This window comes from Bacillus sp. FSL W7-1582, assembly GCF_038593325.1.
Classification (GTDB): domain Bacteria; phylum Bacillota; class Bacilli; order Bacillales; family Bacillaceae; genus Bacillus; species Bacillus altitudinis.
Genome location: NZ_CP151987.1, coordinates 3,699,823 through 3,724,064, shown reverse-complemented (window position 1 = coordinate 3,724,064; position 24,242 = coordinate 3,699,823). Strand labels below are relative to the sequence as shown.

At 41.9% G+C, this 24,242-nt stretch carries 27 protein-coding genes; 19 read left to right on the top strand and 8 right to left on the bottom strand.

What is annotated here, in order from left to right; translation table 11 throughout:
* The first annotated feature begins 75 nt into the window (after window positions 1-75).
* Window positions 76-837, top strand: a complete 762-nt coding sequence (gene soj, locus NSQ11_RS19175) for a sporulation initiation inhibitor protein Soj (protein WP_008360890.1) — start codon at window positions 76-78, stop codon at window positions 835-837.
* Window positions 830-1,684 (top strand): ParB/RepB/Spo0J family partition protein, encoded by an 855-nt coding sequence (locus NSQ11_RS19170; RefSeq protein WP_017359871.1) that lies wholly within the window; start codon window positions 830-832, stop codon window positions 1,682-1,684. The genes soj and NSQ11_RS19170 overlap by 8 nt, the downstream gene beginning before the upstream one ends.
* Before the next feature lie 25 nt (window positions 1,685-1,709).
* Here the strand turns inward: NSQ11_RS19170 and yyaC are convergent, their stop codons facing one another.
* Window positions 1,710-2,336 (bottom strand): spore protease YyaC, encoded by a 627-nt coding sequence (yyaC, locus tag NSQ11_RS19165; protein ID WP_025208343.1) that lies wholly within the window; start codon window positions 2,334-2,336, stop codon window positions 1,710-1,712.
* Between the two features lie 72 nt (window positions 2,337-2,408).
* Between yyaC and NSQ11_RS19160 the strand changes: the two genes are divergently transcribed.
* Window positions 2,409-3,464, top strand: a complete 1,056-nt coding sequence (locus NSQ11_RS19160) for a hypothetical protein (protein WP_079919768.1) — start codon at window positions 2,409-2,411, stop codon at window positions 3,462-3,464.
* 25 nt (window positions 3,465-3,489) lie between these two features.
* Here the strand turns inward: NSQ11_RS19160 and NSQ11_RS19155 are convergent, their stop codons facing one another.
* Window positions 3,490-3,900, bottom strand: a complete 411-nt coding sequence (locus NSQ11_RS19155; RefSeq protein WP_007497462.1) for a hypothetical protein — start codon at window positions 3,898-3,900, stop codon at window positions 3,490-3,492.
* A 15-nt stretch (window positions 3,901-3,915) separates the two neighbouring features.
* Complete coding sequence (locus NSQ11_RS19150; RefSeq protein ID WP_342501202.1) at window positions 3,916-5,235, bottom strand: hydrolase; 1,320 nt, start codon at window positions 5,233-5,235, stop codon at window positions 3,916-3,918.
* Between the two features lie 294 nt (window positions 5,236-5,529).
* Between NSQ11_RS19150 and NSQ11_RS19145 the strand changes: the two genes are divergently transcribed.
* The 10 genes from NSQ11_RS19145 (at window position 5,530) to wrbA (ending at window position 13,437) form a co-directional block, all read left to right on the top strand.
* Complete coding sequence (locus NSQ11_RS19145; protein WP_008347561.1) at window positions 5,530-5,736, top strand: DUF951 domain-containing protein; 207 nt, start codon at window positions 5,530-5,532, stop codon at window positions 5,734-5,736.
* 215 nt (window positions 5,737-5,951) lie between these two features.
* Window positions 5,952-7,052, top strand: coding sequence for a redox-regulated ATPase YchF (gene ychF, locus NSQ11_RS19140; RefSeq protein WP_007497458.1), 1,101 nt, complete (start codon window positions 5,952-5,954; stop codon window positions 7,050-7,052).
* A 108-nt stretch (window positions 7,053-7,160) separates the two neighbouring features.
* Window positions 7,161-7,448, top strand: coding sequence for a 30S ribosomal protein S6 (gene rpsF, locus NSQ11_RS19135; RefSeq protein WP_008347557.1), 288 nt, complete (start codon window positions 7,161-7,163; stop codon window positions 7,446-7,448).
* Window positions 7,449-7,484: 36 nt separating this feature from the next.
* On the top strand, window positions 7,485-8,027 hold the full coding sequence (gene ssbA, locus NSQ11_RS19130; protein WP_007497456.1) for a single-stranded DNA-binding protein SsbA: 543 nt from the start codon (window positions 7,485-7,487) through the stop codon (window positions 8,025-8,027).
* A 41-nt stretch (window positions 8,028-8,068) separates the two neighbouring features.
* Window positions 8,069-8,308 (top strand): 30S ribosomal protein S18, encoded by a 240-nt coding sequence (gene rpsR, locus NSQ11_RS19125; protein WP_008347556.1) that lies wholly within the window; start codon window positions 8,069-8,071, stop codon window positions 8,306-8,308.
* A gap of 201 nt (window positions 8,309-8,509) precedes the next feature.
* Window positions 8,510-9,475, top strand: coding sequence for an ABC transporter ATP-binding protein (locus tag NSQ11_RS19120; RefSeq protein WP_116306605.1), 966 nt, complete (start codon window positions 8,510-8,512; stop codon window positions 9,473-9,475).
* Window positions 9,468-10,985, top strand: coding sequence for an ABC transporter permease/substrate-binding protein (locus NSQ11_RS19115; protein WP_135226527.1), 1,518 nt, complete (start codon window positions 9,468-9,470; stop codon window positions 10,983-10,985). The genes NSQ11_RS19120 and NSQ11_RS19115 overlap by 8 nt, the downstream gene beginning before the upstream one ends.
* Before the next feature lie 210 nt (window positions 10,986-11,195).
* Entirely contained in the window at window positions 11,196-12,146 is a 951-nt protein-coding gene (locus NSQ11_RS19110) for a ring-cleaving dioxygenase (protein WP_025208338.1), read from the top strand.
* Window positions 12,143-12,754: an alpha/beta hydrolase gene (locus tag NSQ11_RS19105; RefSeq protein WP_024718443.1), complete on the top strand. Its 612-nt coding sequence runs from the start codon at window positions 12,143-12,145 to the stop codon at window positions 12,752-12,754. The genes NSQ11_RS19110 and NSQ11_RS19105 overlap by 4 nt, the downstream gene beginning before the upstream one ends.
* A 59-nt stretch (window positions 12,755-12,813) precedes the next feature.
* A complete protein-coding gene (gene wrbA, locus NSQ11_RS19100) occupies window positions 12,814-13,437 on the top strand; it encodes an NAD(P)H:quinone oxidoreductase (protein ID WP_045034926.1) in 624 nt (207 codons plus the stop codon).
* 48 nt (window positions 13,438-13,485) lie between these two features.
* Here wrbA and katX read toward each other — a convergent pair whose 3' ends face one another.
* Window positions 13,486-15,075 (bottom strand): catalase KatX, encoded by a 1,590-nt coding sequence (katX, locus tag NSQ11_RS19095; RefSeq protein ID WP_048001993.1) that lies wholly within the window; start codon window positions 15,073-15,075, stop codon window positions 13,486-13,488.
* 106 nt (window positions 15,076-15,181) lie between these two features.
* Between katX and NSQ11_RS19090 the strand changes: the two genes are divergently transcribed.
* The 3 genes from NSQ11_RS19090 (at window position 15,182) to NSQ11_RS19080 (ending at window position 17,343) form a co-directional block, all read left to right on the top strand.
* Window positions 15,182-15,841: a hypothetical protein gene (locus NSQ11_RS19090; RefSeq protein WP_060832808.1), complete on the top strand. Its 660-nt coding sequence runs from the start codon at window positions 15,182-15,184 to the stop codon at window positions 15,839-15,841.
* A gap of 149 nt (window positions 15,842-15,990) precedes the next feature.
* Entirely contained in the window at window positions 15,991-16,485 is a 495-nt protein-coding gene (locus tag NSQ11_RS19085; protein WP_007497431.1) for an RNA polymerase sigma factor, read from the top strand.
* Window positions 16,486-17,343: a DUF3298 and DUF4163 domain-containing protein gene (locus NSQ11_RS19080; protein WP_057078787.1), complete on the top strand. Its 858-nt coding sequence runs from the start codon at window positions 16,486-16,488 to the stop codon at window positions 17,341-17,343.
* A 44-nt stretch (window positions 17,344-17,387) separates the two neighbouring features.
* Here the strand turns inward: NSQ11_RS19080 and NSQ11_RS19075 are convergent, their stop codons facing one another.
* Entirely contained in the window at window positions 17,388-18,317 is a 930-nt protein-coding gene (locus NSQ11_RS19075; RefSeq protein ID WP_335357808.1) for a manganese-dependent inorganic pyrophosphatase, read from the bottom strand.
* A 303-nt stretch (window positions 18,318-18,620) separates the two neighbouring features.
* Here NSQ11_RS19075 and NSQ11_RS19070 point away from each other — a divergent pair, with 303 nt between their 5' ends.
* Genes NSQ11_RS19070 through rplI form a run of 3 tightly spaced genes read left to right on the top strand, consistent with a single transcriptional unit; the run spans window position 18,621 to window position 22,014 of the window.
* Window positions 18,621-19,568 carry a YybS family protein gene (locus NSQ11_RS19070; protein WP_074041763.1) on the top strand — a complete coding sequence of 316 codons (948 nt, stop codon included), beginning with the start codon at window positions 18,621-18,623 and terminating at the stop codon, window positions 19,566-19,568.
* 20 nt (window positions 19,569-19,588) lie between these two features.
* Complete coding sequence (locus tag NSQ11_RS19065; RefSeq protein ID WP_017359884.1) at window positions 19,589-21,568, top strand: DHH family phosphoesterase; 1,980 nt, start codon at window positions 19,589-19,591, stop codon at window positions 21,566-21,568.
* Complete coding sequence (gene rplI / locus NSQ11_RS19060) at window positions 21,565-22,014, top strand: 50S ribosomal protein L9 (RefSeq protein ID WP_007497423.1); 450 nt, start codon at window positions 21,565-21,567, stop codon at window positions 22,012-22,014. Before NSQ11_RS19065 ends, rplI begins: the two co-directional genes overlap by 4 nt.
* Before the next feature lie 40 nt (window positions 22,015-22,054).
* Here rplI and NSQ11_RS19055 read toward each other — a convergent pair whose 3' ends face one another.
* The 3 genes from NSQ11_RS19055 to NSQ11_RS19045 are packed head-to-tail and all read right to left on the bottom strand — an operon-like array spanning window position 22,055 to window position 24,242.
* A complete protein-coding gene (locus NSQ11_RS19055) occupies window positions 22,055-23,269 on the bottom strand; it encodes an MFS transporter (protein WP_035390129.1) in 1,215 nt (404 codons plus the stop codon).
* A 22-nt stretch (window positions 23,270-23,291) separates the two neighbouring features.
* The gene (locus tag NSQ11_RS19050) at window positions 23,292-23,435 is read right to left on the bottom strand and encodes a YycC family protein (RefSeq protein ID WP_008347524.1); all 144 of its coding nucleotides are present in this window, start codon (window positions 23,433-23,435) and stop codon (window positions 23,292-23,294) included.
* An 18-nt stretch (window positions 23,436-23,453) separates the two neighbouring features.
* Window positions 23,454-24,242 (bottom strand): alpha/beta hydrolase-fold protein, encoded by a 789-nt coding sequence (locus tag NSQ11_RS19045; RefSeq protein WP_048002629.1) that lies wholly within the window; start codon window positions 24,240-24,242, stop codon window positions 23,454-23,456.

Here is a 24,242-nt window from a genome sequence, read left to right as displayed (position 1 = left end):
CGTTTCATACTTTTTTTGATAGAATAGGAAGTATGAATGAATGAGAAACTTGTTAAGTTGAAAGTGGGTGACATCGTGGGGAAAATCATAGCGATTACCAACCAGAAGGGCGGCGTTGGGAAGACGACAACTTCTGTTAATTTGGGTGCGTGTTTAGCATACATAGGAAAACGAGTGTTGTTAGTTGATATTGATCCGCAGGGAAATGCCACGAGTGGTATTGGGATTGAGAAGGCCGACGTAGAGAAGTGCGTGTACGATATTTTAGTAGACGATGCAGATGTACTTGATGTGATTAAGACGACAGAGGTCGAAAATCTTGATGTCATTCCTGCGACGATACAGCTTGCAGGGGCGGAAATTGAGCTTGTGCCTACGATCTCACGTGAAGTGAGGCTGAAAAGAGCACTTGAATCTGTGAAGCAAAATTATGATTATATGATTATTGACTGCCCGCCATCGCTTGGATTACTGACGATTAATGCGTTAACTGCATCCGATTCTGTTTTAATACCGGTTCAGTGTGAATATTATGCGCTTGAAGGATTGAGTCAATTGTTGAATACGGTTCGTCTTGTGCAGAAACATCTAAATACCGACCTTGCCATTGAAGGTGTCTTACTGACAATGCTGGATGCAAGAACAAATCTTGGAATCCAAGTCATCGAAGAAGTAAAAAAATACTTTAGAGATAAAGTCTATCAGACCGTGATTCCGAGAAATGTGAGACTAAGTGAAGCGCCTAGTCATGGGAAACCTATTATCTTGTATGATCCACGTTCAAGAGGTGCAGATGTCTATTTAGACTTAGCAAAGGAAGTGGATGCGAATGGCTAAAGGTCTTGGAAAGGGTATTAATGCGCTATTTAACAATGTGGATTCCAATGAAGAAACTGTCGAAGAAATTAAGTTGAAGGATTTGCGCCCGAACCCTTATCAGCCAAGGAAAACGTTTGATGATGATGCATTGTCTGATCTCAAAGAATCGATTCAGCAGCATGGTGTTTTACAGCCGATTATTGTTCGTAAGTCCATTAAGGGATATGACATTGTCGCGGGAGAACGCCGTTTCCGTGCAGCACAACAAGCTGGTTTGACAACGATTCCTGCGATCGTCAGAGAATTTTCAGAAACACTGATGAGGGAGATCGCTCTTTTAGAAAACTTACAGCGCGAGGATTTATCTCCATTAGAGGAAGCGGAAGCCTATGCCTCCTTACTAGATCACTTAAGTGTGACTCAGGAGGAATTAGCCAAGCGATTAGGCAAAAGCAGACCGCATATTGCGAACCACCTTCGTTTATTAACATTACCAGACGAAGTACAAAAGCTGATTGCGGATGGCACATTATCCATGGGACATGGACGCACGCTGCTTAGTTTGAAAAACAAAAAGAAGCTGGCTCCATTGGTAAAGAAGGTCGTGGACGAAGGGTTGAATGTCCGTCAGGTTGAGAAACTTGTTCAGCAATTAAATGAAAATGTTCCACGTGAAACAAAGAAAAAAGAAGCACCAAAGGATCGCATGTTGAAAGAAAGAGAATCTTTCTTACAAAATTACTTTGGTACTTCAGTGACGATCAAGAAACAGAAGAAAAAAGGGAAAATTGAGATTGAATTTCTCTCAAATGAAGATTTAGAAAGAATCCTTGAATTGCTTTCTACGAGAGAATCATCGGAATGACCATCTTGATACGAGATGGTCTTTTTTATATTCTTCCCGTGATATTTTGAATAGGGGTGAAGAGAGAACGGCTTTTTTCTCTCGTCCAATCCATTTGATCAATGTGAGATAGACTTTCAGACAGTGTATTGGCCATTGACATCACAAGATGAAGACGTGTGTTTTGAAGAACGAAGTATTCCATAAAACCGCTCACGTTGACGATTCCATTAATATGAATATTACCTACTTCTGGCAGCTCTTTTTGCACACCTGCACCGGGCTTTAACGGTCCTTCTCCAATTTGAAACGATCCTACACTTTTCACTCTTCCTAAACAGGCATCAACGGCTACGATAAATGGGTGTTTATGAGCTTGTTCAATTTCAGCGAGCTTTTCCTTTAAATTGACCGCATGCACTGGGTCAGAGAGAGTGCCGTATACATGCAGCTTTTTTAAATCAAGACTTGAAAGCTTTGTTCCTACAAGTGGACCTAGAGAGTCACCGGTTGAGCGGTCTGTTCCTATGCAGACGATGGCAACGGGTCTTTTTCCTGCTTTCTGAAGATGCGAGAATAAAATACTTTTAAGCTGCTGAATGGCATTTGTATCCGTATGGGACACGTATTCTTTCACCCTATTTCTTAAAAAAAGACCGTTCTTGCTATTCATAGGTCTCACTTCCTTGTCATAGTAGTTAGTATCAGTATACGGAAACAAGCTTAATTCTATACCTATGAGGTGATGATTGTGTGGAAGGCTGGTTCAAGGTGGACGCTTTTAATTTTAGGAAGCTTGATAGGAGCGGGATATGCCTCCGGTCAAGAAATTTGGCAGTTTTTTGGCCTTGATAGCGGACTAGCCATTCTACTGTTTACGCTCATGTTTATGCTGTCTACCTATGTGGTGTTAAAAATCAGTTATGAGGTTCGTGCCGATCATTTTGTGCCGGTGTTAGAGCGTCTTGTAGGTCCTTGGCTGGCCAAGGTGTATGATATTTTAATTGTTCTTTATCTATTCACGACAACAACAGTCATGATTGCCGGTGGCGGGGTGACACTTGAGATGTATCATGTGCCATTTTGGGTTGGAATCGGTGCATTTTGTTTATTCTCATTTATGATTTTTTTCTGGGATGTGAAAGGGCTCTTATCTGTGAATGCCTTCATTATACCAATTTTGGTGGCGGGGCTCATCTATGCGTTTGTTTTTTATTATATGAATCATGATCATATGTGGAGAATTGATTTTGGCCAGCAATACAATTGGCCTGCTAGTATCGTCTTTGCTTCTTTGAATATATTATCTGTTGTGGCGGTGCTATCTTCAGTGGGGAAAGAAATGAAGGGGCTTGGAGAGGCCAAAGTTGCGAGTATATTAAGCGGTTTGATTTTTGGTGTCATTTCTTATGTGTATAACGAAATACTAGTTGATATTTCTGGGAGTCTTTCAGCAGAAGGGATTCCTTTGTTTACAGTATTAGAGGGGGCACCAACATCATTGTTTGTGTTTATGACCATTGTTCTTTGTTTAGCGATTTATACAACAACCGCTGCGGGATTATTTGGTTTATCCAGCCGCATGCTCTCTTTTGTACGAATGCCCCGCTGGTTCATTGTATTCATCATGCTTCTTTTGATGGCACCTTTAACCTCTCTTGGATTTGCTGATTTGATTGCTTTCTTGTATCCGATTTACAGCTTGCTCAATCTTTATTTGCTTGTCTGTTTAATGCTGTATCCGATTTTAAGTAAAAAGATATTTTTCCGTTCTAAAAATTATACTGATAAAATAAAATAAACACCTCTCTTTCAAAGAGAAGTGCTTATTTTATCCGAATGGAATCAATCGCTTCCTTGATATCGTCATATACAGGCATGTGCTGGAGACGCTGCATGCGTTCCTCTATTTCTGAGATGGCTTGTCCCTTTAAATGCTGGGATACGTGTTGTTTGACAATGGTTGTCTGGTTCATCATGTCTTCTGTTTTGGATAATTGGTACTCCAAGTGCATGCGTGTGTTTGCCAATTCATCGTGAAGCCGCATTTTCAGCAATCGCTTTAAATCTTTTCGTTGTCCTTCTCTGCGCATGGCCTGAATAGCGGCAATTTCTTCAGGTGATTGCGATTGTGTTTGTGGTGCAGATTGACTTTCGAATACAGACATGGAGCGGCGGGCACTCACATTTTGCAAGAAACGCTGGGCGTCACTAGGAGGTTTATTTTGATTGATCATATGGCGACTCCTTTCTTAACGAATACCCATTTGCATCGCAAGGCGTCTATCTGCCTTTGCATAGTCATCACCCATTGTGTACATATGTCTTGAAAGGGTGGAAAGTTCTTGTTCGTAGTCTCTCAAGGTGTACAAGGCATTCAGTTGTTTTTCATGAGAATAAAAGGTTGATTGCGGCTGCTCCATCCTTACTTCCTCTAACAGTGCTTCTACATCGCTATGGGTTAATAAATCATAGTGACCGAAGCCGACAAGTCCTTTCAGTTCTTGTTTTACATGATGGACGGCATCTTTTACACTATCATCAATTCCATCTATTTTCTCAAATACAGTGTGTACTTCATGTTCAATAATACTTTGTAGATCATACGATGAATTTTTTAGTAAATGGGATTTTATGATAATTTCAAGCCCGTTTTGTGCATATGCACGGCCTGAATGAATTTCTTGTAAAAGCATCGCTGTAAAACTTGTATTGTGATCAAGCTGTTCATCTAAAATACGAGCGGTTCCATTAGAATGGAATGAATACCCATTTACTTTAAATTCTCCTGAAACGAGAGCTAAAAATGCATTTGTATCAAATGATTCGTTCCACTCTATATTCATTGATGCAAAAGCTGATCTTAAAAAGGTGTCAATTTCTCTTGGTTTATATTTTATGGATTCTTGGACCGATCCCTGCTCCCGGGGTGGTACGGTGTACTTGACTTGTCCAACTCCATGATCATGGCGATTGAGTAAACCTACATAATGATTGGGTTGAATATATTCCGTGAGAACATGGGTATATTTTCCTTCTACTGCTTTTTGCTGAATGGAAGGTGCCAAGATGCTCCATATATTTGGGCTATCGAATGTGATGGCTTTTTTGACAGCTGGTTGTTCTGTCGCAATATAAGCACAAACAGCACCGGCAAGCGCTTGTCCAGTGAGATAGATGGTTGCATTCGGGTGCTTCTGACAGACGTCCTCGATGTATTCCTTTCCTTTAAAAAAGACATGATCTTGTTTCCCGGCTAAGGATTTTCTTTCAATGGGGTAGGCATAATCCGTTTTTAACAATGATTGGGTAGCCGTTTGAACATCTTGTGCCGATGTCACCGTCATTTGTTTTGGCAGAGGACAGTGAAACGCGACAATGAACTCATCTGACTGTTCCTGCTGCATCGTTAAACCATATAATTGATGATCTATTTTTAGAAAATCGTTGACAGTGAGCGTATGCTGACCTACTTCTATCGTATGGTTCTGCTGGTAATTCTCTGCGTTTCCAGCGTGATCGGATATGATTTTATAATCTTTGTCGGTTAATCTATCCTTTCGATTGACCATCGTACCTGCTCCCTCACATAACATTTATGCAGATATCATAAATCAAAAAATATGGAAAAACCACAGCGTTCTACCAATAAAAACCTTTTGACCTACAGTGTTTGTGACAATATTGAAAAAAAGCGGAGTTTAAGTAACTATTGGTCACAAATAAAATGATCTAAAAGAAGGGTTTTTTCTATAAAAAAGAACGGGATTGATACATGACAGCGGCTCTTTATTTTGTGCATTGCTCTCTATCGGCATTTTTTTGTACAATAGATTTAATGAAGTGAGCAAGAGAGGTGAATGCTGATGGCAGACAAAGCATTTGGGTTACATGACGTCGTTGAAATGAAAAAACCCCATCCATGTGGTGCCAATCGGTGGAAAGTTATTCGTTTGGGCATGGATATTCGTATTAAATGCGAAGGGTGCGGGCACAGCGTGATGATCCCAAGAAGAGATTTTGAACGAAAAATGAAGAAAATTCTCGTCAAGCATGAGGAGCCAACTGCTTAAGTAGGCCTCATGCTTTTTTGATGAAATTTGTCTTTTGTTCAGAGAAACAGCTGTAATTTCTCATTTTAAAGCTCCGATTTAGTCTTTTTGGTAATGTTTCTTCTATTGAAAATGCATGATGGTTAGCTTGTCTTTTCATGTAAACCTACTTATAATTGCTCTAGGTTCATATTACGCAGTATAACGAGCACGTTTCATATAGAGGAGATGAAAGAATGGCTTTAACAGCTGGTATTGTTGGCTTACCTAACGTCGGGAAGTCAACGCTATTTAATGCAATTACACAGGCTGGAGCGGAGTCTGCTAACTATCCGTTCTGTACCATTGATCCAAACGTCGGAATTGTAGAAGTTCCAGACGAGCGTTTGCAAAAACTGACAGAATTAGTGCAGCCAAAAAAGACAGTTCCGACTGCTTTCGAATTCACTGATATTGCTGGTATTGTGAAAGGTGCATCTAAAGGAGAAGGTTTAGGGAATAAATTCCTTTCTCACATTCGTCAAGTAGATGCAATCTGTCACGTGGTGAGAGCATTTGCTGATGATAACATTACACATGTGTCAGGTAAGGTTGACCCAGTGTCAGATATTGAAACGATTAATTTAGAATTGATTTTGGCTGATCTAGAAACGGTTGAAAAGCGTTTAACTCGTGTGAGTAAGCTAGCGAAACAAAAAGATAAGGAAGCGGTAGCTGAATTTGATATTTTGGAAAAGCTGAAGGACGCATTTGAGGCTGGAAAATCTGCAAGATCGGTTGAATTTACAGATGAGCAGCAGAAGCTTGTGAAGCAACTTCATTTACTCACGTCAAAACCTATTCTGTATGTAGCAAATGTGAGTGAGGACGAAGTAGCAGATCAGGACGGAAACGAATATGTACAGCAAATTCGTGAGTTTGCATCTGGCGAAAACGCTGAAGTCATCGTCGTTTGTGCGAAGATTGAGTCTGAAATTGCAGAGCTTGAAGGAGAAGAGAAGCAAATGTTCCTTGAAGAGCTTGGCATTAAAGAATCAGGTCTAGATCAGTTGATTAAAGCGTCTTATTCACTTCTAGGTTTAGCTACGTATTTCACAGCAGGTGAGCAAGAAGTACGTGCTTGGACATTTAAAAAAGGAATGAAGGCGCCGGAATGTGCTGGAATCATTCATACGGACTTCGAGCGTGGATTTATTCGTGCTGAAACGGTTGCTTATGAAGATTTACTAGCTGGCGGAAGTATGTCTGCTGCAAAAGAAGCAGGAAAAGTTCGTTTAGAAGGTAAAGAATATATAGTGAAAGATGGAGACGTCATTCATTTCCGTTTTAACGTATAGGTTCTTGTCATAGGCAAAGTAATTTGTTATAATATACAATTGTGAGTAATATAATTTATTGCTCCTTGCCCGTATAGGGCCGCTTAGACCAAAAGGAGGTGCAATCAGATGAGAAAGTACGAAGTTATGTACATCATCCGCCCAACAGTTGACGATGAGGCTAAAAAAGCAGTTATCGACCGTTTTAATAACGTGTTAACTTCTAACGGTGCGGAGATCACTGGAACAAAGGATTGGGGTAAACGTCGTCTTGCATACGAAATCAACGATTTCCGTGAAGGCTTCTACCAAATCGTAAACGTTCAATCTGACGCTGCAGCAGTTCAAGAATTTGACCGCTTAGCTAAGATCAGTGACGATATCATTCGCCACATTGTTGTTAAAGAAGAAGAATAAATCATTGAAATATATATTTAAAGGTGGTCTTTCAATATGCTAAACCGTGTTGTATTGGTCGGAAGACTAACAAAAGACCCTGAGCTTCGCTACACGCCTAATGGTGCGGCTGTAGCCACGTTTACTCTAGCTGTGAATCGTACGTTTACGAATCAATCTGGAGAGCGTGAAGCCGATTTCATTAACTGTGTTACTTGGAGAAGACAAGCCGAGAACGTGGCTAATTTCTTGAAAAAAGGAAGTCTTGCCGGTGTAGACGGTCGCTTGCAAACAAGAAACTATGAAAACCAGCAAGGACAGCGTGTCTTCGTGACAGAAGTTCAAGCTGAAAGTGTTCAATTTCTTGAGCCTAAAAGCGGCGGTGCTGGTTCAGGTGGATACAGCGGCGGTGGCAATAGCGGAGGCCAGTATTATGGCGGTAGCCAAAATGATCAGAATCCATTTGGAAATGAACCAAGTCAAAATCCATATGGCAATCAAAACAACCAAAATCGTAATCAGGGAAATAGTTTCAATGATGACCCATTTGCGAATGATGGTAAACCGATTGACATCTCCGATGATGATTTGCCATTCTAATTGATCTGAAAAAAATGACCAAAGGAAAGGTGTGAAAACAAATGGCAGGTGGACGCAGAGGCGGTCGTGCGAAACGTCGTAAAGTATGTTTCTTTACTTCTAACGGAATCACGCACATCGATTACAAAGATGTTGATCTTCTTAGAAAGTTTGTTTCTGAGCGTGGTAAAATTTTACCTCGTCGTGTAACAGGAACTAGCGCTAAGTATCAACGTAAATTGACATTAGCGATTAAAAAATCACGTCAAATGGCATTACTTCCATACGTTACTGGTGAGTAAGTCGTTGACTTAAAAGCGAAGGGCCTTGAGCTCTTCGCTTTTTTTTTATTTGTCTCACTTTTATGAGAAAGCCGTTTCTGGCAGTCTAACTAGGGGAAGTATGTAAAAAGAGAGTCAACGTGACAGTTTGTTCTATACAAATACTAGGTTAATCTGTCATATTGGTATTTTAAAATATACTTGCAGTCAGGGCGTGGGAAGATGATTGAATTTAAGAATGTATCGATGCAGTTTTCTGATGACCGCTATGCCGTTCAATCTGTTGATTTGGAGATTCAGAAAGGTGAATTTTTTGTATTGATTGGACCTAGTGGAAGCGGGAAAACGACGACTTTGAAAATGATCAATCGTCTCATCTCTTCTACAGAAGGTGAGATTTACATAAAGGGTCGAACCATCAGCGATTATGATATTTATGAGCTGCGCTGGGATATTGGTTATGTGCTTCAGCAAATTGCGCTGTTCCCTCATATGACCATAGAAGAGAATATTGCTGTGGTGCCAGAGCTGAAACAATGGAAGCGGACTGAGACGAATCAGCGTGTTGACGAGTTGATGTTCATGGTGGGGCTTGAGCCTACTACCTATCGACATCGAAAGCCAGCAGAGCTTTCAGGAGGACAGCAGCAGCGAGTCGGCGTAGCACGGGCACTTGCTGCTGATCCTGAGATTGTCCTGATGGATGAACCTTTTAGTGCGTTAGATCCACTGACGAGAGAGAAATTACAAGATGATCTGCTTGAGTTACAGCGCCGTATTCAAAAGACCATCGTTTTTGTGACACATGATATGCAGGAAGCCATGAAGCTTGGAGATCGGATATGTGTGATGAATGAAGGAAAAGTGGTGCAGGTTGGTCGCCCAGAGGAATTGATTCAGCATCCAGTTAATCCATTTGTGCGGGAGTTTGTTTCAGGAGCTGCCCGTCATGTCGACCATCAAGCATTTGAGCTGACAACTATTTCTCAGCCCATGCCTCAAGAAGATCTGTTAGGCGATGAGGTGGTCTCCATCCATGCGACGCTAGAAGAGGTTCTATCTCGACTGGTAGAGCATGAAGAGCTTGTTGTTGAGAAGGATGGGGAACGGATCGGGCTCATCACTCGTCAAGCGGTGATCCAGTATTTAGCCGGTACTTCTGCTGAGAGGGGCGAGACACATGAATGAATGGATCAGTGTGCTATGGGCTCGAAAAGATCAGCTCGGACACGCCTTACTTGAGCATATTCAAATTTCCTTCATTGCGTTATTTCTAGCGATTTTGATTGCCATTCCTTTAGGGATTTATTTAACGAGAGTCCCTAAGATAGCAGAGTGGATCATTGGGGTGACGGCTGTCTTGCAGACAATTCCGTCTTTGGCGCTGCTTGGACTGCTGATTCCTCTCGTTGGGATTGGTCAAGTGCCCGCAATTATCGCTCTTGTCGTCTATGCTCTTCTTCCTATTTTAAGAAACACATATACAGGCATTCGTGAGGTCGATCCGTCGCTCCGAGAAGCGGCGCTCGCTATGGGGATGAATCACCGCAAACGCTTATTAAAAGTAGAACTCCCTCTTGCTATGCCTGTGATCATGGCAGGTATCCGAACAGGGATGGTTCTTATTGTAGGGACAGCCACTCTTGCAGCTCTTATTGGGGCAGGCGGATTAGGGAGTCTGATTCTGCTTGGAATTGATCGAAATGATATGTCTTTGATCATCATTGGTGCTATTCCAGCTGCATTACTTGCGCTCTTATTTGATGTGGTTTTGCGGACACTTGAGAAAATCTCCTTTAAAAAAACCGTGATCTCTGTGACGGTCTTTGCTGTAATAGCAGGAGCAGTTGTCGCTGCCCCATTGCTGTTTCAACAAGAAAAGAAAGAGATCACCATTGGAGGGAAGCTGGGGTCAGAGCCTGAAATTTTGATCTCCATGTATAAGCTTTTAATTGAGCAGGATACAGATATCCAAGTCAATCTTAAGCCTGGTCTTGGTAAGACGTCCTTTGTTTTTCAAGCACTGCGGTCTGGTGATATTGACATCTATCCTGAATTTACAGGGACAGCGATTTCTGAATTTCTGAAAGAAACAGCGAAAAGCACGGATAAGGAAAAAGTGTATGAGCAAGCGCGCCAAGGTTTGGCGTCATCCTTTCAGCTTCAGCTTCTTCAGCCGATGGCTTATAACAATACATATGCTTTAGCCGTGCCTCAATCACTAGCGGATCAATATGATTTATCAAAGATTTCAGATCTGGGTCAAATCAAGAATCGCATACGTGCTGGCTTTACTTTAGAGTTTTCTGATCGTCAGGATGGATATTTAGGCATTCAAAAAGCTTATCAGTTTTCTTTTGACGATGTGGTCACGATGGAACCGAAACTTCGATATCGCGCCATTCAAAAAGGGAATATTCAGTTGGTCGATGCGTATTCGACAGACAGTGAATTGAGACAATACAAGTTGAAGGTGCTTGATGATGACAAGCATATTTTCCCGCCCTATCAAGGAGCGCCCTTGCTAAGACAGGAGACATTAAAAGAGTATCCTGAGATTGAGGCCTCTCTCAACAAGCTCGCTGGTCAAATCACAGATGATGAGATGAGAGAAATGAATTACGAAGTCAATGTGAAGGGGAAAGATGCATTCCAAGTAGCCGAAGCCTATTTAAAAAAGAAAAAATTGCTTCAATAATCAAGGGAAAGCAGGTCTGCTATAACAAAGCGGCCTGCTTTTGAAAAGAAAAAAACAAAAATCATTGACATCTATTTCAAAAAGGAATATCCTTAATTCGAGATAAATATATTTTTTAGTCATATATCTCGAATTCGAGATAATATAAAAGCGTCAGTCAAGACATAATGAGTAGGGACATGTTACGTCATGAAGAGGAGGTCATTAGAAGTGAAGAAAACAGCAGGAATTCACCATATCACAGCAATTGTTGGTCATCCTCAGGAGAACGTTGATTTTTATGCAAGTGTTTTAGGTCTGCGTCTCGTGAAAAAGACCGTCAATTTTGATGATCCAGGCACATACCATTTATATTTTGGAAATGAAGGAGGTTCTCCAGGTACCATTATTACGTTTTTCCCTTGGCCAGGTGCACAAAAGGGACAAATTGGAGCAGGTCAAGTAGGTGTGACAACATATGTCGTACCGACCGGTGCCTTCTCTTTTTGGAAGGAACGGCTTGAGCAGTTTGACGTTTCTTATGAAATGATTGAACGCTTTGGTGAGGCCTTTCTCTCTTTTGAAGATCCGCACGGTTTATTGATAGAACTTGTAGAGCGTGAAGAAGGAAAACAGAATGACTGGACATTTAATGGGGTGACACCAGAAGTAGCAATTAAAGGGTTTGGCGGAGCTGTTTTATTAACTTCACAGCCTGAGCAAACGATGCAGTTGCTAGAGCAAACGATGGGACTTGAAAAAGTCGGCACGGAAGGAGATTATGTGAGATTCCGTTCGTTTGGAGAAATCGGCAATGTCATTGATGTGAACAAGACACCTGTTGCACGAGGACGTATGGGCGTGGGTGTTGTACATCATATTGCGTGGAGAGCAACAGATGATCAGGATCAATTAGATTGGCAAAGACATGTTGCGCAAAGCGGATATCAAGTGACGCCTGTGCAAGATCGAAATTATTTCAATGCCATTTATTTTAGAGAGCTTGGCGGCATATTATTTGAGATTGCGACCGATCCTCCAGGGTTTGCACACGATGAATCTGTGGAAACGATGGGTGAAGCGTTGAAACTGCCGCCGCAATATGAGGCGCAGCGTAGTCAAATTGAACAAATCGTGCTGCCGATTGAGGTAAGAGAAATCAAAGGGAAAGGAGATTCATGATGAAGCATCTTTTTCAAAAAGGAAAGAATGAACAAAAACCTGTCCTTCTCATGCTGCATGGAACTGGCGGGACAGAGCAAGACTTATTGCCGCTTGCAGAAGTGGTAGACCCTGAAGCATCTGTTCTTAGTGTGAGAGGAAATGTATCAGAAAACGGCATGCCGCGTTTTTTCAGGCGTTTGGCAGAGGGTGTTTTTGATGAGCAAGATTTAATTGAGCGTACAGAGGAATTATATACATTTATCGGGGAAGCAGCAGATAAGTATGGATTTGATCGTCACAATGTTGTAGCCATCGGCTATTCAAACGGGGCGAATATTGCTGGAAGTCTGTTATTCCATTACGGAGATGCGCTGAAAGGAGCGATCCTGCATCATCCAATGGTCCCAAGACGAGGGGTTTCATTACCTTCATTAGCGGGGAAACAAGTCTTTATAGCAGCTGGTGAAAATGATCCAATGTGCCGTCCTGAGGAATCTCAGGAACTGGAGCAACTGCTTCAGGAGGCGGGAGCATCCGTAACGCTTCATTGGGAAAATCGTGGACATCAGCTAACGAGAGAAGAAGTCGATGCTGCGGCATTGTGGTATCGTCGTCAATTTAAATAAGGTGGGGAATACAGGTGGGATTTTTACAGAAGCTTTTTGGGCAAACCAAACAAAAGGAGATGGAACAAGTGGAAAACGTAAAACTAGCGATTATTTATTATAGTTCAACAGGTACAAACTATCAGATGGCGAAATGGGCGGAGGCTGGAGCGAAAGAAGCTGGTGCTGAAGTCAAAATTTTAAAGGTTCCTGAATTGGCACCAGAAGCAGTTGTTGCATCAAATCCAGCATGGAAAGCACATTTAGATGAAACAAAAGATGTCCCTGAGGTTCAGTTAAGTGACTTAGAGTGGGCAGATGCCATTATTTTCAGCATGCCGACACGTTTCGGTAACTTACCGGCTCAAATGAAGCAATTCTTAGACACAACAGGCGGTTTATGGTTCCAAGGGAAACTAGCAAACAAAGCAGTGAGTGCGATGACATCTGCACAAAACCCAAATGGCGGACAGGAGCAGACGGTTCTGAGCCTGTATACAACGATGTTCCACTGGGGAGCTATTATTGCCGCTCCTGGCTACACGGATGATTCCCTATACGGCGCAGGGGGTAACCCTTATGGTGTGAGTGTGACTGTTGACCAAAATGGAAAGATCCAAGAGGATGCAGAAGCAGCCGCAAAACATCAGGCGAAACGTACAGTGAATGTAGCAGAATGGATCAAAAAAGGTCAAAACGCTTAATAGATGTATACAAAAAGAATGCAGCCACTCCGCTGCATTCTTTTTTCATTAATAAGGATCTGAAGGGGTGCTGTTGTTGATCGCATCGTTGACAGCCTGTGCCGCGCCTGTTGATCCAATTGGTCCGCTTGGCTCCTCTTGTTTGAAGGCTTTTAAGCCATCGGCCACACGTTTTCCGTAGTCAGGATCAGCTTTTGTAAAGTTTTCGATCATTTGGTCTTGGATGTCTTTTTGGCAGGTAGCTAAGGTGTTGACTAAGTTTTTAATCAGTTCCTCACGTTCCCAATCATTGAAGCGGCGATAGGTTTCTCCCGCTTGTCCGAAATTGTTCGGGCGGTCAATGGCTTCTCGTTTGACTTCACCCTCTACAAAAGGCGTATGATCCTTTCCATCTTGCTGCGCTTCTTTTAATCCCCCTAGAATGGACGGTTCATAATTCACATGGGGGTTTTGTCCTTTTCCTTGATCCACATGATATTCCATTTGCCCATCTCGCTGATTGGTGGCAACATGCTTTTTCGGTGCATTGATCGGCAGCTGTAAATAATTTGGCCCCACACGATATCGCTGCGTATCAGAGTATGAGAAGGTACGTCCTTGCAGCAATTTATCATCTGAGAAATCTAATCCGTCTACAAGAACCCCTGTCCCAAAGGCAACCTGTTCCACTTCAGCAAAATAATTTTCTGGATTTTTGTTTAGCACCATTCGTCCGATCGGTTTCCATGGATAGTCATCCTTGTACCAGAGCTTTGTCGGATCGAGTGGATCAAAGTCTAGATGGGGGTGGGTGTCATCTTCCATGATTTGAGCGTATACTTCCCATTCAGGATGATCCCCTTGTTCAATGGCTTCATATAAATCCTGTGTGGCATGATTAAAGTTTTCCCCTTGAATGGCTTGGGCTTGTTCTTGTGTCAGGTTGCGAATCCCTTGCTTCGGTTCAAAGTGATATTTGACCAGTACTGCTTTTCCTTCATGATTCACCCATTTATAGGCATGGACGCCAGAGCCTTGCATGTGCCGGTATGTGGCGGGAATGCCCCATGGTGAGAAGAGAAATGTCACCATATGTGTTGCTTCAGGTGATTGTGAAACGAAATCAAAAATGCGCTCGCCATCCTGACGATTGGTGACAGGATCAGGCTTAAAGGCATGAACCAAATCAGGGAATTTCAAAGCATCTCGAATAAAGAAAATTTTGAGGTTGTTCCCAACGAGATCCCAGTTGCCGTCTTCTGTATAAAATTTGATCGCAAATCCCCGCGGATCGCGTAAAGTTTCTGGTGAATGTCCGCCGTGAATAACAGAAGAGAATCGAACGAAGACAGGGGTCTTTTTTCCTTTCTCTTGAAATAATTTGGCTCTTGTATAAGTGGAAATGGGTTCGTCACCGAATGTACCGTAGGCTTCAAAGTATCCGTGTGCGCCGGCACCTCGTGCGTGAACGACACGTTCAGGGATGCGTTCACGATCAAAATGACTGATTTTCTCTAGGAAATCGTAGTTTTCAAGCGTAGTCGGTCCTCTATTCCCAACGGTTCTCATGTTTTGATTATCTGTTACCGGGTGACCTTGTCGATTCGTCAAGGTTTCTTCTGACTCTGAAGATGATTTAGGCTGTTGATCTTCTTTCAAGGTAGAATCCCTCCTTCAATATCTCCCTAACAATATGGTCATGTTGCTCCCTATTTCATACAAGGATTGATATAATGAGTGAAAACTTTTATGAGGAGCGGACCTAATGATTCGATTACACTGCCTTCACGCACATCCATCTAATATTTCTTACATTGACGACGCTTTCTATGACACAGGATTTGATCTGCATCACATCGTCGATTCATCCTTTATGGAACGAGCCAAACAAGATCCCGCATTTGATCTTGAGCAGCAGCAAACCTATGCCATCAACAGACTCATGCAAGAAGGAGAGGCTGATCTTGTTTTATTAACGTGTACACAATACATTGCGGCTTTGGGGGAGCAGCAGCACCTGTTCAAACAACCAATTGTTCCGATAGATGAGCCGTTATTTGAGCAGATTTGTGAGCGAGAGGGTCCGCTTCAGCTGGTGTTTTCAAACCCAGATACAGTAGAAGGAACGATGAAGCGACTGTCTTCATATGTAAAAGAGCGGGGAAAGCAGTTGAAGGCAGAAGTGGTTGTGCTAGAGGATGTCTTTCATCTTTGCTTGAACGGTGATATACAAGCCTACCATGAGCGAATCATGGAACAGTTAAGGCAATCTGTGAAGCAGCAGCATGGAGATATTTGTGTGATGCAGCTCTCGATGGTTCACGCTGCAAAGCAGGTGGAGCAGGAAACAGGAGTGTCCATCATTCATCCGCTATCACCACTCAAACCATTTGTTTATCAAAAAATAACGGCTTTAAAAGAGTGAACCCGTCAGGTTCGCTCTTTTTGTATAGAAACGTAAATGGGATGACATGTTAAAAAAATAATGGAGCGCAAACTATTTTTAACAGATGCGCGTCTATCCAATGTAAGAAATAACAGATGCGCATTTAAGATAAAGGAGCTCTTTGTAAAATGAAGAAACGAAAGATTGATGATCAATTTGCGGATTACGTAATGGAGCATAAACACAGTTTTTATCGATTGTCCTATAGCTATGTCAAAAACCCAGAAGATGCGATGGATGTCGTTCAAGAGGCGATTCATAAAGCACTCAAATCTGTTCACCGATTAGAGGATGCGACTAAGATGCATAGCTGGTTTTATAAAATCGTCGTAAACGCTGCCCTCGACTTTTTACGAAAGAAGAAGCGTGTGCAAGTGACAGACGATGACACGCTGGAATTTTTATCACAGGGTGAATCGGATGTCTATGAGGATCAAGATGTCAGACGGGCGATAGAAGATTTGCCGGAGATGTATCGGGTCATCATTATATTAAGATTCTTTGAGGATTTAAAGCTAGAGGACATTGCTCATATTCTTGGAGAAAATGAAAACACCATTAAAACAAGATTATATAAGGCGTTGCGGCTTTTAAAAGTAGAATTATCGCAGGAGGAAATATAAATGGATAAGCATTTGGAACAGTTAAAAGAGGAATATTTAGAAATCCCTATTCCCCCGGAATACGATGCTATGGTTGAACGGACATTAAAACGAAAAAACAAGAAACCTCATTTTCAGAAATGGACGATCGGACTGGTTGCTGCGGCTGCTTTATTTGTCACCACTGTAAATGTCAGTCCGCAGGCAGCAAGAGCGATTTCAGAAGTACCCGTCATTGGAGAGCTTGTGAAAGTCGTGACGTTCACAGAATTTAAAAAGAGCGATCAGGGAACAAATATTGATCTCAAAACACCACACGTTTCAGGGCTTGGGGACGGAAAATTACAAGACAGCCTGAATCAAAAATATTTAGCTGAAAACAAAAAGCTGTATCAAGATTTTGAAAAGGAAACAAAGGGTTATAAAAATGGTCATTTGAGTGTAGAGAGCGGATATGAAGTAAGAACAAATAATGATCAAATTCTTTCACTAGGTCGATACAAGGTGACAACTCAGGCTTCTGCGGCAGAGGAAATGACATATGATACGGTGGATAAGAAAAACCATGTACTCATTACATTACCAAGTCTGTTTAAAGATGACCGTTATATTGATGTGATTAGTGAAAATATTAAAGAACAAATGAAGAAACAGATGAAAGAGGATTCAAATAAGATTTACTGGATGACGAAGCAAGATACGGTTGACCCGTTTAAGAAGATTCAGCCAGATCAAAGCTTCTATATCAATTCAAAAGGCAAACTGGTGATTTCCTTCAACGAATATGATGTGGCGCCTGGTTACATGGGTGTAGTTGAATTCACGATTCCAACAAGTGTGCTAAAGGATGTTCTTGTCAGCAATATGTACATTCACTAAAAGAAGAAAAAAGACTGCTGAAGATGTCAGCAGTCTTTTTGAGTTTATGAAGAAAGTGCGTCTGTTAGTGCAGGCACGACTTGTTTCTTTCTTGATACGACACCTTTGAGTAAAGCAGTGTTGTTTTCAAGTGTGACATTAAATGCTTTTTCTACTTTTGCTGCTTCAGCACCAAGTGCAAGCGTAAGAGAGTCATTTTCTAGAATGTCTGTGATCACTAAAACAAATAGATCAAGACCTTTCGCTGCGATAACTTCATTGATTTTTGCTTCGATGTCAGCTTGTCTTGCTGTTACTTCAGCAATATCAACTGTATTAACTTGTGCAATTTCGACTTTGCTGTTACCTAGTGCAAATTCTTTTGCATCCAGTGTGATTAATTCTTGAACTGTTTTTTGGCTTAGGTCAGCTCCTGCTTTCAGCATATCTAAACCATATACGTCAGGGTCTACTCCTGCGATTTTTGCCAGCTCATGCGCAGCATCAACATCCTGCTGTGTGCATGTTGGGGATTTAAATAGCAAGGAATCAGAAATGATCGCAGACAAAAGCAAACCAGCGATTTCTTTTTCAATTGTGACTTGGTGCTCTTTGTACATTTTGTTTAAGATCGTTGCTGTGCAGCCAACTGGCTCAGCACGATAGTAAAGAGGTTCACTTGTTTCAAAGTTGGCAATACGGTGATGGTCAATGACCTCTGTCACTTGTACTTGATCAATATCGCTTACACTTTGTTGGAATTCGTTATGATCGACAAGAATGACTTGTTTTGTTTCGTTTGCAGCCGTTTCAATGAAACGAGGTGCTTCTTGTTTAAAGAAATCTAATGCGTATTGTGTTTCTCCATTGATTTCTCCAAGTCTGACAGCTTCTGCTTGAACGCCAATTTTGTTTTTCAGATCAGCGTAAGCGATAGCAGAGCAAATCGTGTCTGTGTCAGGGTTTTTGTGTCCGAATACGAGTGTTTTTCCCATGTGAATTCTCCTTCTTACTTTTATTGATGATGTTTCTATTCTAACAGCTTTTGACCTTGAATTCAGGGTTTATAGCTAAGAATAATCTAAAAAATTGTAACATGCTGTCTGAAAAGTTGCATGTACAAGACGATCTAAGTTGTTCCACGTGAAACGCTCTTGAGATAGCCTGCATTTTACTTGCGATTTGCGGCTATGGTAAAATAAAGGTTGGGTCAAGATATGACGGAGCGTACATCGTACGTATACATAGAAGTACACATTGAGCAAGATATAGAAAAATGATTGGATTGAGGTGAAGGTGTGAAACAAACAAAAGCGTTAGTAGAAGGCGCTATCATGATCAGTATTTTTGCGGTAATGACGCTGTTTTATTTGTATGTGCCACTTTTATCCATTGTTTTCTTCATGGCTGCTCCGATTCCGATCATTCTCTATACAATCAGGCATGGCTTGAAAAAAGGAATTGCGGCTGGCACTATTGGCATAGTGATCAGCTTTTTAATTGGGTCTATTAATGGGCTGTTAAGTGCGCCAATGTTGATTGCTGTTGGAATAGGTATGGGTGTTTTCTACAGCAGGAGGCAGCCAGGTCAGGCTATCATTACGGGTGCGCTGATCTATTTATTCAGTTTTCTCATTTACTTTGTTGTCAGTGTCCAGCTGTTTCAAGTAGATATACTGGGTGTCGCAAAGGAATCAATTGACCAAATCATGCCGATGGTAGAGAGTACCTTAAAACAATCTGGCGCTTCTGACCAGGACATAGCAAAACAACTCAAGCAGTTTAGAGAGATGCAGGATACGGCATTAAATTCTTTACCTGTAGCGCTTTTGATTTTTGTCACGCTGATGTCTTTCGTCAATCATTGGTTTGTGCGGCCGTTGATCAAACGGTTTGTTCCAGACATGCCAGCTCTTAAGAAATTTAAGGATATGCGACTGCCAAAAAGCATGGTATGGTATTATTTACTCACACTGCTTTTGATGCTGATTCAGCCGGAGAAAGGCAGCTTTTTATCGCTCGTGCAAACGAGTGCTTTTCAAATTTTATTTATACTGGTGCTTATTCAGGGCTTTTCTTTTATCTTCTATTATTGCCACGAAAAAAACATCTCAAAAGTGGTACCCATTTTTGCCGTCGTATTGACGATTCTCTTTCCGCCAATCGGTGTGATTGTGCGTATTATAGGGATTGCTGACATAGGCTTTGATTTAAGAGAAAAAGTAAAAACAAATAATTCACTCTGAATGTTGAGGAGTTGATATCAGTGCCAAGCTTCTATCGAAAACCTGTCATCAAGTATCCGATCTTCGCGTTAATTGTTCTTGCGGTGATCACAGTCCTCCTCAACCTTTATTTTAATTGGATCATAGGAGCGGTTGGTCTTTTAGTCCTTGCGGGTGTGCTCTACTTTTTAAAGTGGGCAGATACGCAGGTACAAAAAGAGATTGATTCATATATTTCAACATTATCCTATCGAGTCAAAAAGGTTGGAGAAGAAGCATTAATGGAGATGCCAATTGGTATTATGCTGTTTAATGACCAGTATTATATCGAATGGACCAATCCATTTCTCGCTTCGTGCTTCCATGAAAGCACACTTGTCGGCAGATCCTTGTATGATACATTTGAATCCATTGTGCCTCTTATTAAACAAGAGGTTGAGACAGAAAATGTGACGCTGAATGACCGGAAATTCAAAGTCATTATTAAACGGTCAGAGCGCCTTTTATATTTCTTTGATGTCACGGAACAAGTGCAGATTGAAAGACAGTATGAAAATGAACGAACGGTGTTATCTTATATCTTTTTAGACAATTATGATGATGTCACACAAGGTCTCGATGATCAGGTGCGTAGCGCGATTAATAGTGAAGTCACATCGTTGTTAAACAATTGGGCACAAGAATACGGCATTTTCTTAAAAAGAATTTCATCTGAACGATTTATGGCGGTATTAAACGAGAGCATCTTAGCAGAGCTTGAAGCGTCGAAGTTTTCCATTTTAGACGAGGTTCGTGAGAAAACAGGGGCACATAGCGCCACACTTACCCTTAGTATTGGAATCGGTGCGTCTGTTCCTTCTTTAAAAGAACTTGGTGCACTTGCGCAGTCGAGTCTTGACCTTGCCCTCGGACGAGGCGGGGATCAGGTAGCGATTAAACAGCCGAATGGGAAAGTGAAATTCTACGGTGGAAAAACCAATCCAATGGAAAAACGGACACGAGTACGCGCACGGGTCATTTCACATGCTTTAAAAGAAATTGTATCTGAAAGCGGTAATGTCATGATCATGGGGCATAAGTTCCCCGACATGGATTCTATCGGTGCCTCGATCGGGATTTTAAAGGTTGCTCAGGCGAATGGAAAAGAAGGTTACATCGTCATTGATGCCAACCAGATTGGGGACAGCGTTCAACGCTTAATTAGTGAAATTAAGAATTATGAAGAACTTTGGTCCCGTTTTATCACGCCTGAGGAAGCGATGGAGCTTGCAAAGGATGACACATTGCTTGTGGTCGTAGATACACATAAACCGTCCCTTGTGATGGAAGAACGACTGCTAAATAAGATTGAAAACGTCGTTGTCATTGACCACCATAGACGTGGTGAGGAATTTATCCGTGATCCTTTACTTGTCTATATGGAGCCGTATGCTTCATCTACAGCAGAACTTGTGACAGAGCTGTTAGAGTATCAGCCGAAGAAATTGCGAATTAACATGATTGAAGCCACAGCACTTCTTGCTGGGATCATCGTGGATACGAAGAGTTTCTCCCTCAGAACGGGGTCAAGAACGTTCGATGCAGCATCCTACCTTCGTGCAAAAGGGGCAGATCCTGTCCTTGTGCAAAAGTTTTTGAAAGAAACAGTCGATCATTACATCAAACGGGCAAAGCTCATTCAGCATACAGAGCTGTATCAAAATCAGGTAGCGATTGCTTCCTTGCCGTCTGACAGATCTGAGTATTATGATCAAATTACGATTGCACAGACGGCTGATTCTCTCTTGTCGATGAGTGAGGTTGAAGCATCATTTGCTGTCGCAAGGCGAGATGACGATACGGTCTGTATTAGTGCAAGATCGTTAGGGGATATCAACGTTCAAATCATTATGGAAGCATTAGATGGCGGCGGTCATTTGACTAACGCTGCGACCCAGATTTATGGTATAACCATTGAAGAAGCGGTAGAGAAGTTAAAAGCTGCCATAGATGAATATTTCGAAGGAGGGGTTCAAAGATGAAAGTCATCTTTCTAAAAGACGTAAAAGGCAAAGGGAAAAAAGGCGAAGTCAAAAATGTAGCAGACGGATACGCTCACAACTTTCTCATCAAACAAGGGTTAGCTGTTGAAGCAACTCCAACGAACCTAAGTGCATTGGAAGGGCAGAAAAACAAAGAGAAAAAGAATGCCATCCAAGAGCTTGAGCAAGCGAAACAATTAAAAGAAACACTTGAGGCGCTGACAGTGGAACTCACTGCTAAATCAGGTGAAGGCGGTCGTCTATTTGGATCGATTACAAGCAAACAAATCGCTGATAAATTGCAAAAAGAACATCAAATCAAACTCGATAAGCGTAAAATCGAGTTGAATGATGCCATCCGTGCGCTAGGATACACAAATGTACCGGTGAAGCTTCACCCAGAAGTACAAGCAACATTAAAAGTGCACGTCACAGAACAAGCATAAACAGAAAAGAACCCGTCTCCTCGTGAGGCGGGTTCTTTGTTTATGATGGATCTGAAATATAGACGCTTCGTCCAGCACGCATACCGGATATAAACATGAAAAATAGGACGATGATAAAGATGATAATGGATGGCGTCCATGTATGTGTCACATCAAAAAGGATACCGATCATGAATGGACCAACAGCGGCTAATAAATAACCGAGTGACTGCGCCATTCCAGAGAGGGCAGCTGCTTGTTCCATATTGGTTGTTCTTAATCCAATAAATGTGAGGGCAAGACTGATACTGGCCCCTTGTCCGACGCCGATGAATAGCACAGAGATGACAAGAATAGGCGTCGACCCTCCGAGAAGGAGACCAATCATGCCGAGTAAATACACAAGGACAAGGCCGACGACAAGCGGTCTTTGCGTTTTTAATTTTTCTGCAAAAACGGGCGTTAAGAAGGTCGATGGCAGACCAGTGAACTGCATAATGGACAGCATCCATCCCGCTGTCGCTAAGTTCATGCCATGTGATGTTAAAATATCAGGAAACCATGCGATACTGCTGTAGAAAAGGAATGATTGCAAGCCCATAAAAAAGGTCACCTGCCATGCGACACGTGAACGCCATATTGGCTGCTCTTTGAGTGAAATGCTTTTGACAGCCGCTGTGTTCTGATGAAGAAGCTGCGGCGCCCACACCATCATCGCAAGAAGGGCAAGTCCGGCCCAGACAAGGAATGATGTATTCCAGCCGCCAGGCATTGCATGACTGAGCGGAACGCTGACACCAGATGCAAGTGCAGCAAAAACGGACATCGATGTCGTATACACGCTTGTCATTAATCCAGCATGTGCAGGGAATTTATGTTTCACAAGTCCAGGTAAAAGCACATTACAAATCGCAATCCCGACGCCGACTAGCGCCGTTCCCATCATTAAAAAGGTGATGCTACCAAATGAACGAATGACAATCCCAAAGAGCAGGACAGCAAGCCCAAGCCAAAGTGTTCGTTCATTCCCAAGACGTTTTCCGATTTTAGGTGCAATAGGAGAAAGCAATGCGAATGAGAGCAGTGGTAATGTCGTGAGGAAACCAGCAAGTCCATTTGAAAGCTGTAAATCAGAACGAATGGCACCGATCACAGGACCAACAGACGTAATGGCTGGCCTCAGGTTAAAGGCAATGAGTAAAATCCCAGCAATCAGCAAAATGGTTTGCCCTGTACTGCGAGGATGAAATGTTGATTTTTCTAGTTGTTGTTCCATGAATGTAAACTCCTTTATTTCTTTAAGAACGATCTTTCTTCTGTTCAAGCTCCGCTAATTTAGCTAATAAGATGTGCTGCGGCATATGCATGATTTGCTCTAACGGTACATTGAGTGATGCAGCAAGCTTTTGTGCGGTATCGGCTGAGATTTGTAAAGGTCTCATGCGCAAATCCCTCCTCTTTCAATCTATACGTTCCAATATACCATATCGACTTTGTGACTTGCTGATAAAAAATTTGGGTTTTCTTTTATAAAACCACTTGATGGCCGATAAGAAATTTTTTTGAAATTGTTTCAGATGGTGGCCCTCTCCTTGTTCAATGTGAAAGTGAAGCTTTCGTTCCTGCATCCCTTTCTGTAATAAAAGATCATGGAGTTGTTTGTTGAATAAAGGCATGTGCTGTTGGGCAGATGTTTTGCCTTTCCCTTCTTCACTGCCTACAGACAAATAGACAAGGTGGTCCACAGACTGAATGCTTTGTTGTTTAGCAAACGATAGAAAATCTTGATACCAAAATGACCCGGATAGGGACGCGATGTTTTTAAAAAGGTCAGGGTACATGAATAAGGTATAAATAGCAAAGAGTCCACCTAATGAAGCACCTACGTGGCTATGTTCATGACCGGTCTGTTTAACTGGGTATTCTCTTTTGATATATGGAAGCAAGTCATTTGCTAAAAATGACACATATGTCTGTGCCTCACCTTTAAAGTCAGGGAATCCAGAATGCAGTGCTGATGCCTTCCATGGTGTATATTCGTCAAGTCGATTGAAGGGGTGTATACCGACGATGATGATTGGCGAGATGGTTTTGGCTTCAATCATGCTTTCGATCTCTAGCAGGTGGGTTCTAAACAAAGAAGAGCCATCTTGTACAAAGACAGCTGGAACATCAATAGAGGTGTCCGGTGGAAGGTAAATATCAAGCTGCCGCCCGTTCAATTCGTCATATAGAAACGTTCCGTTCAT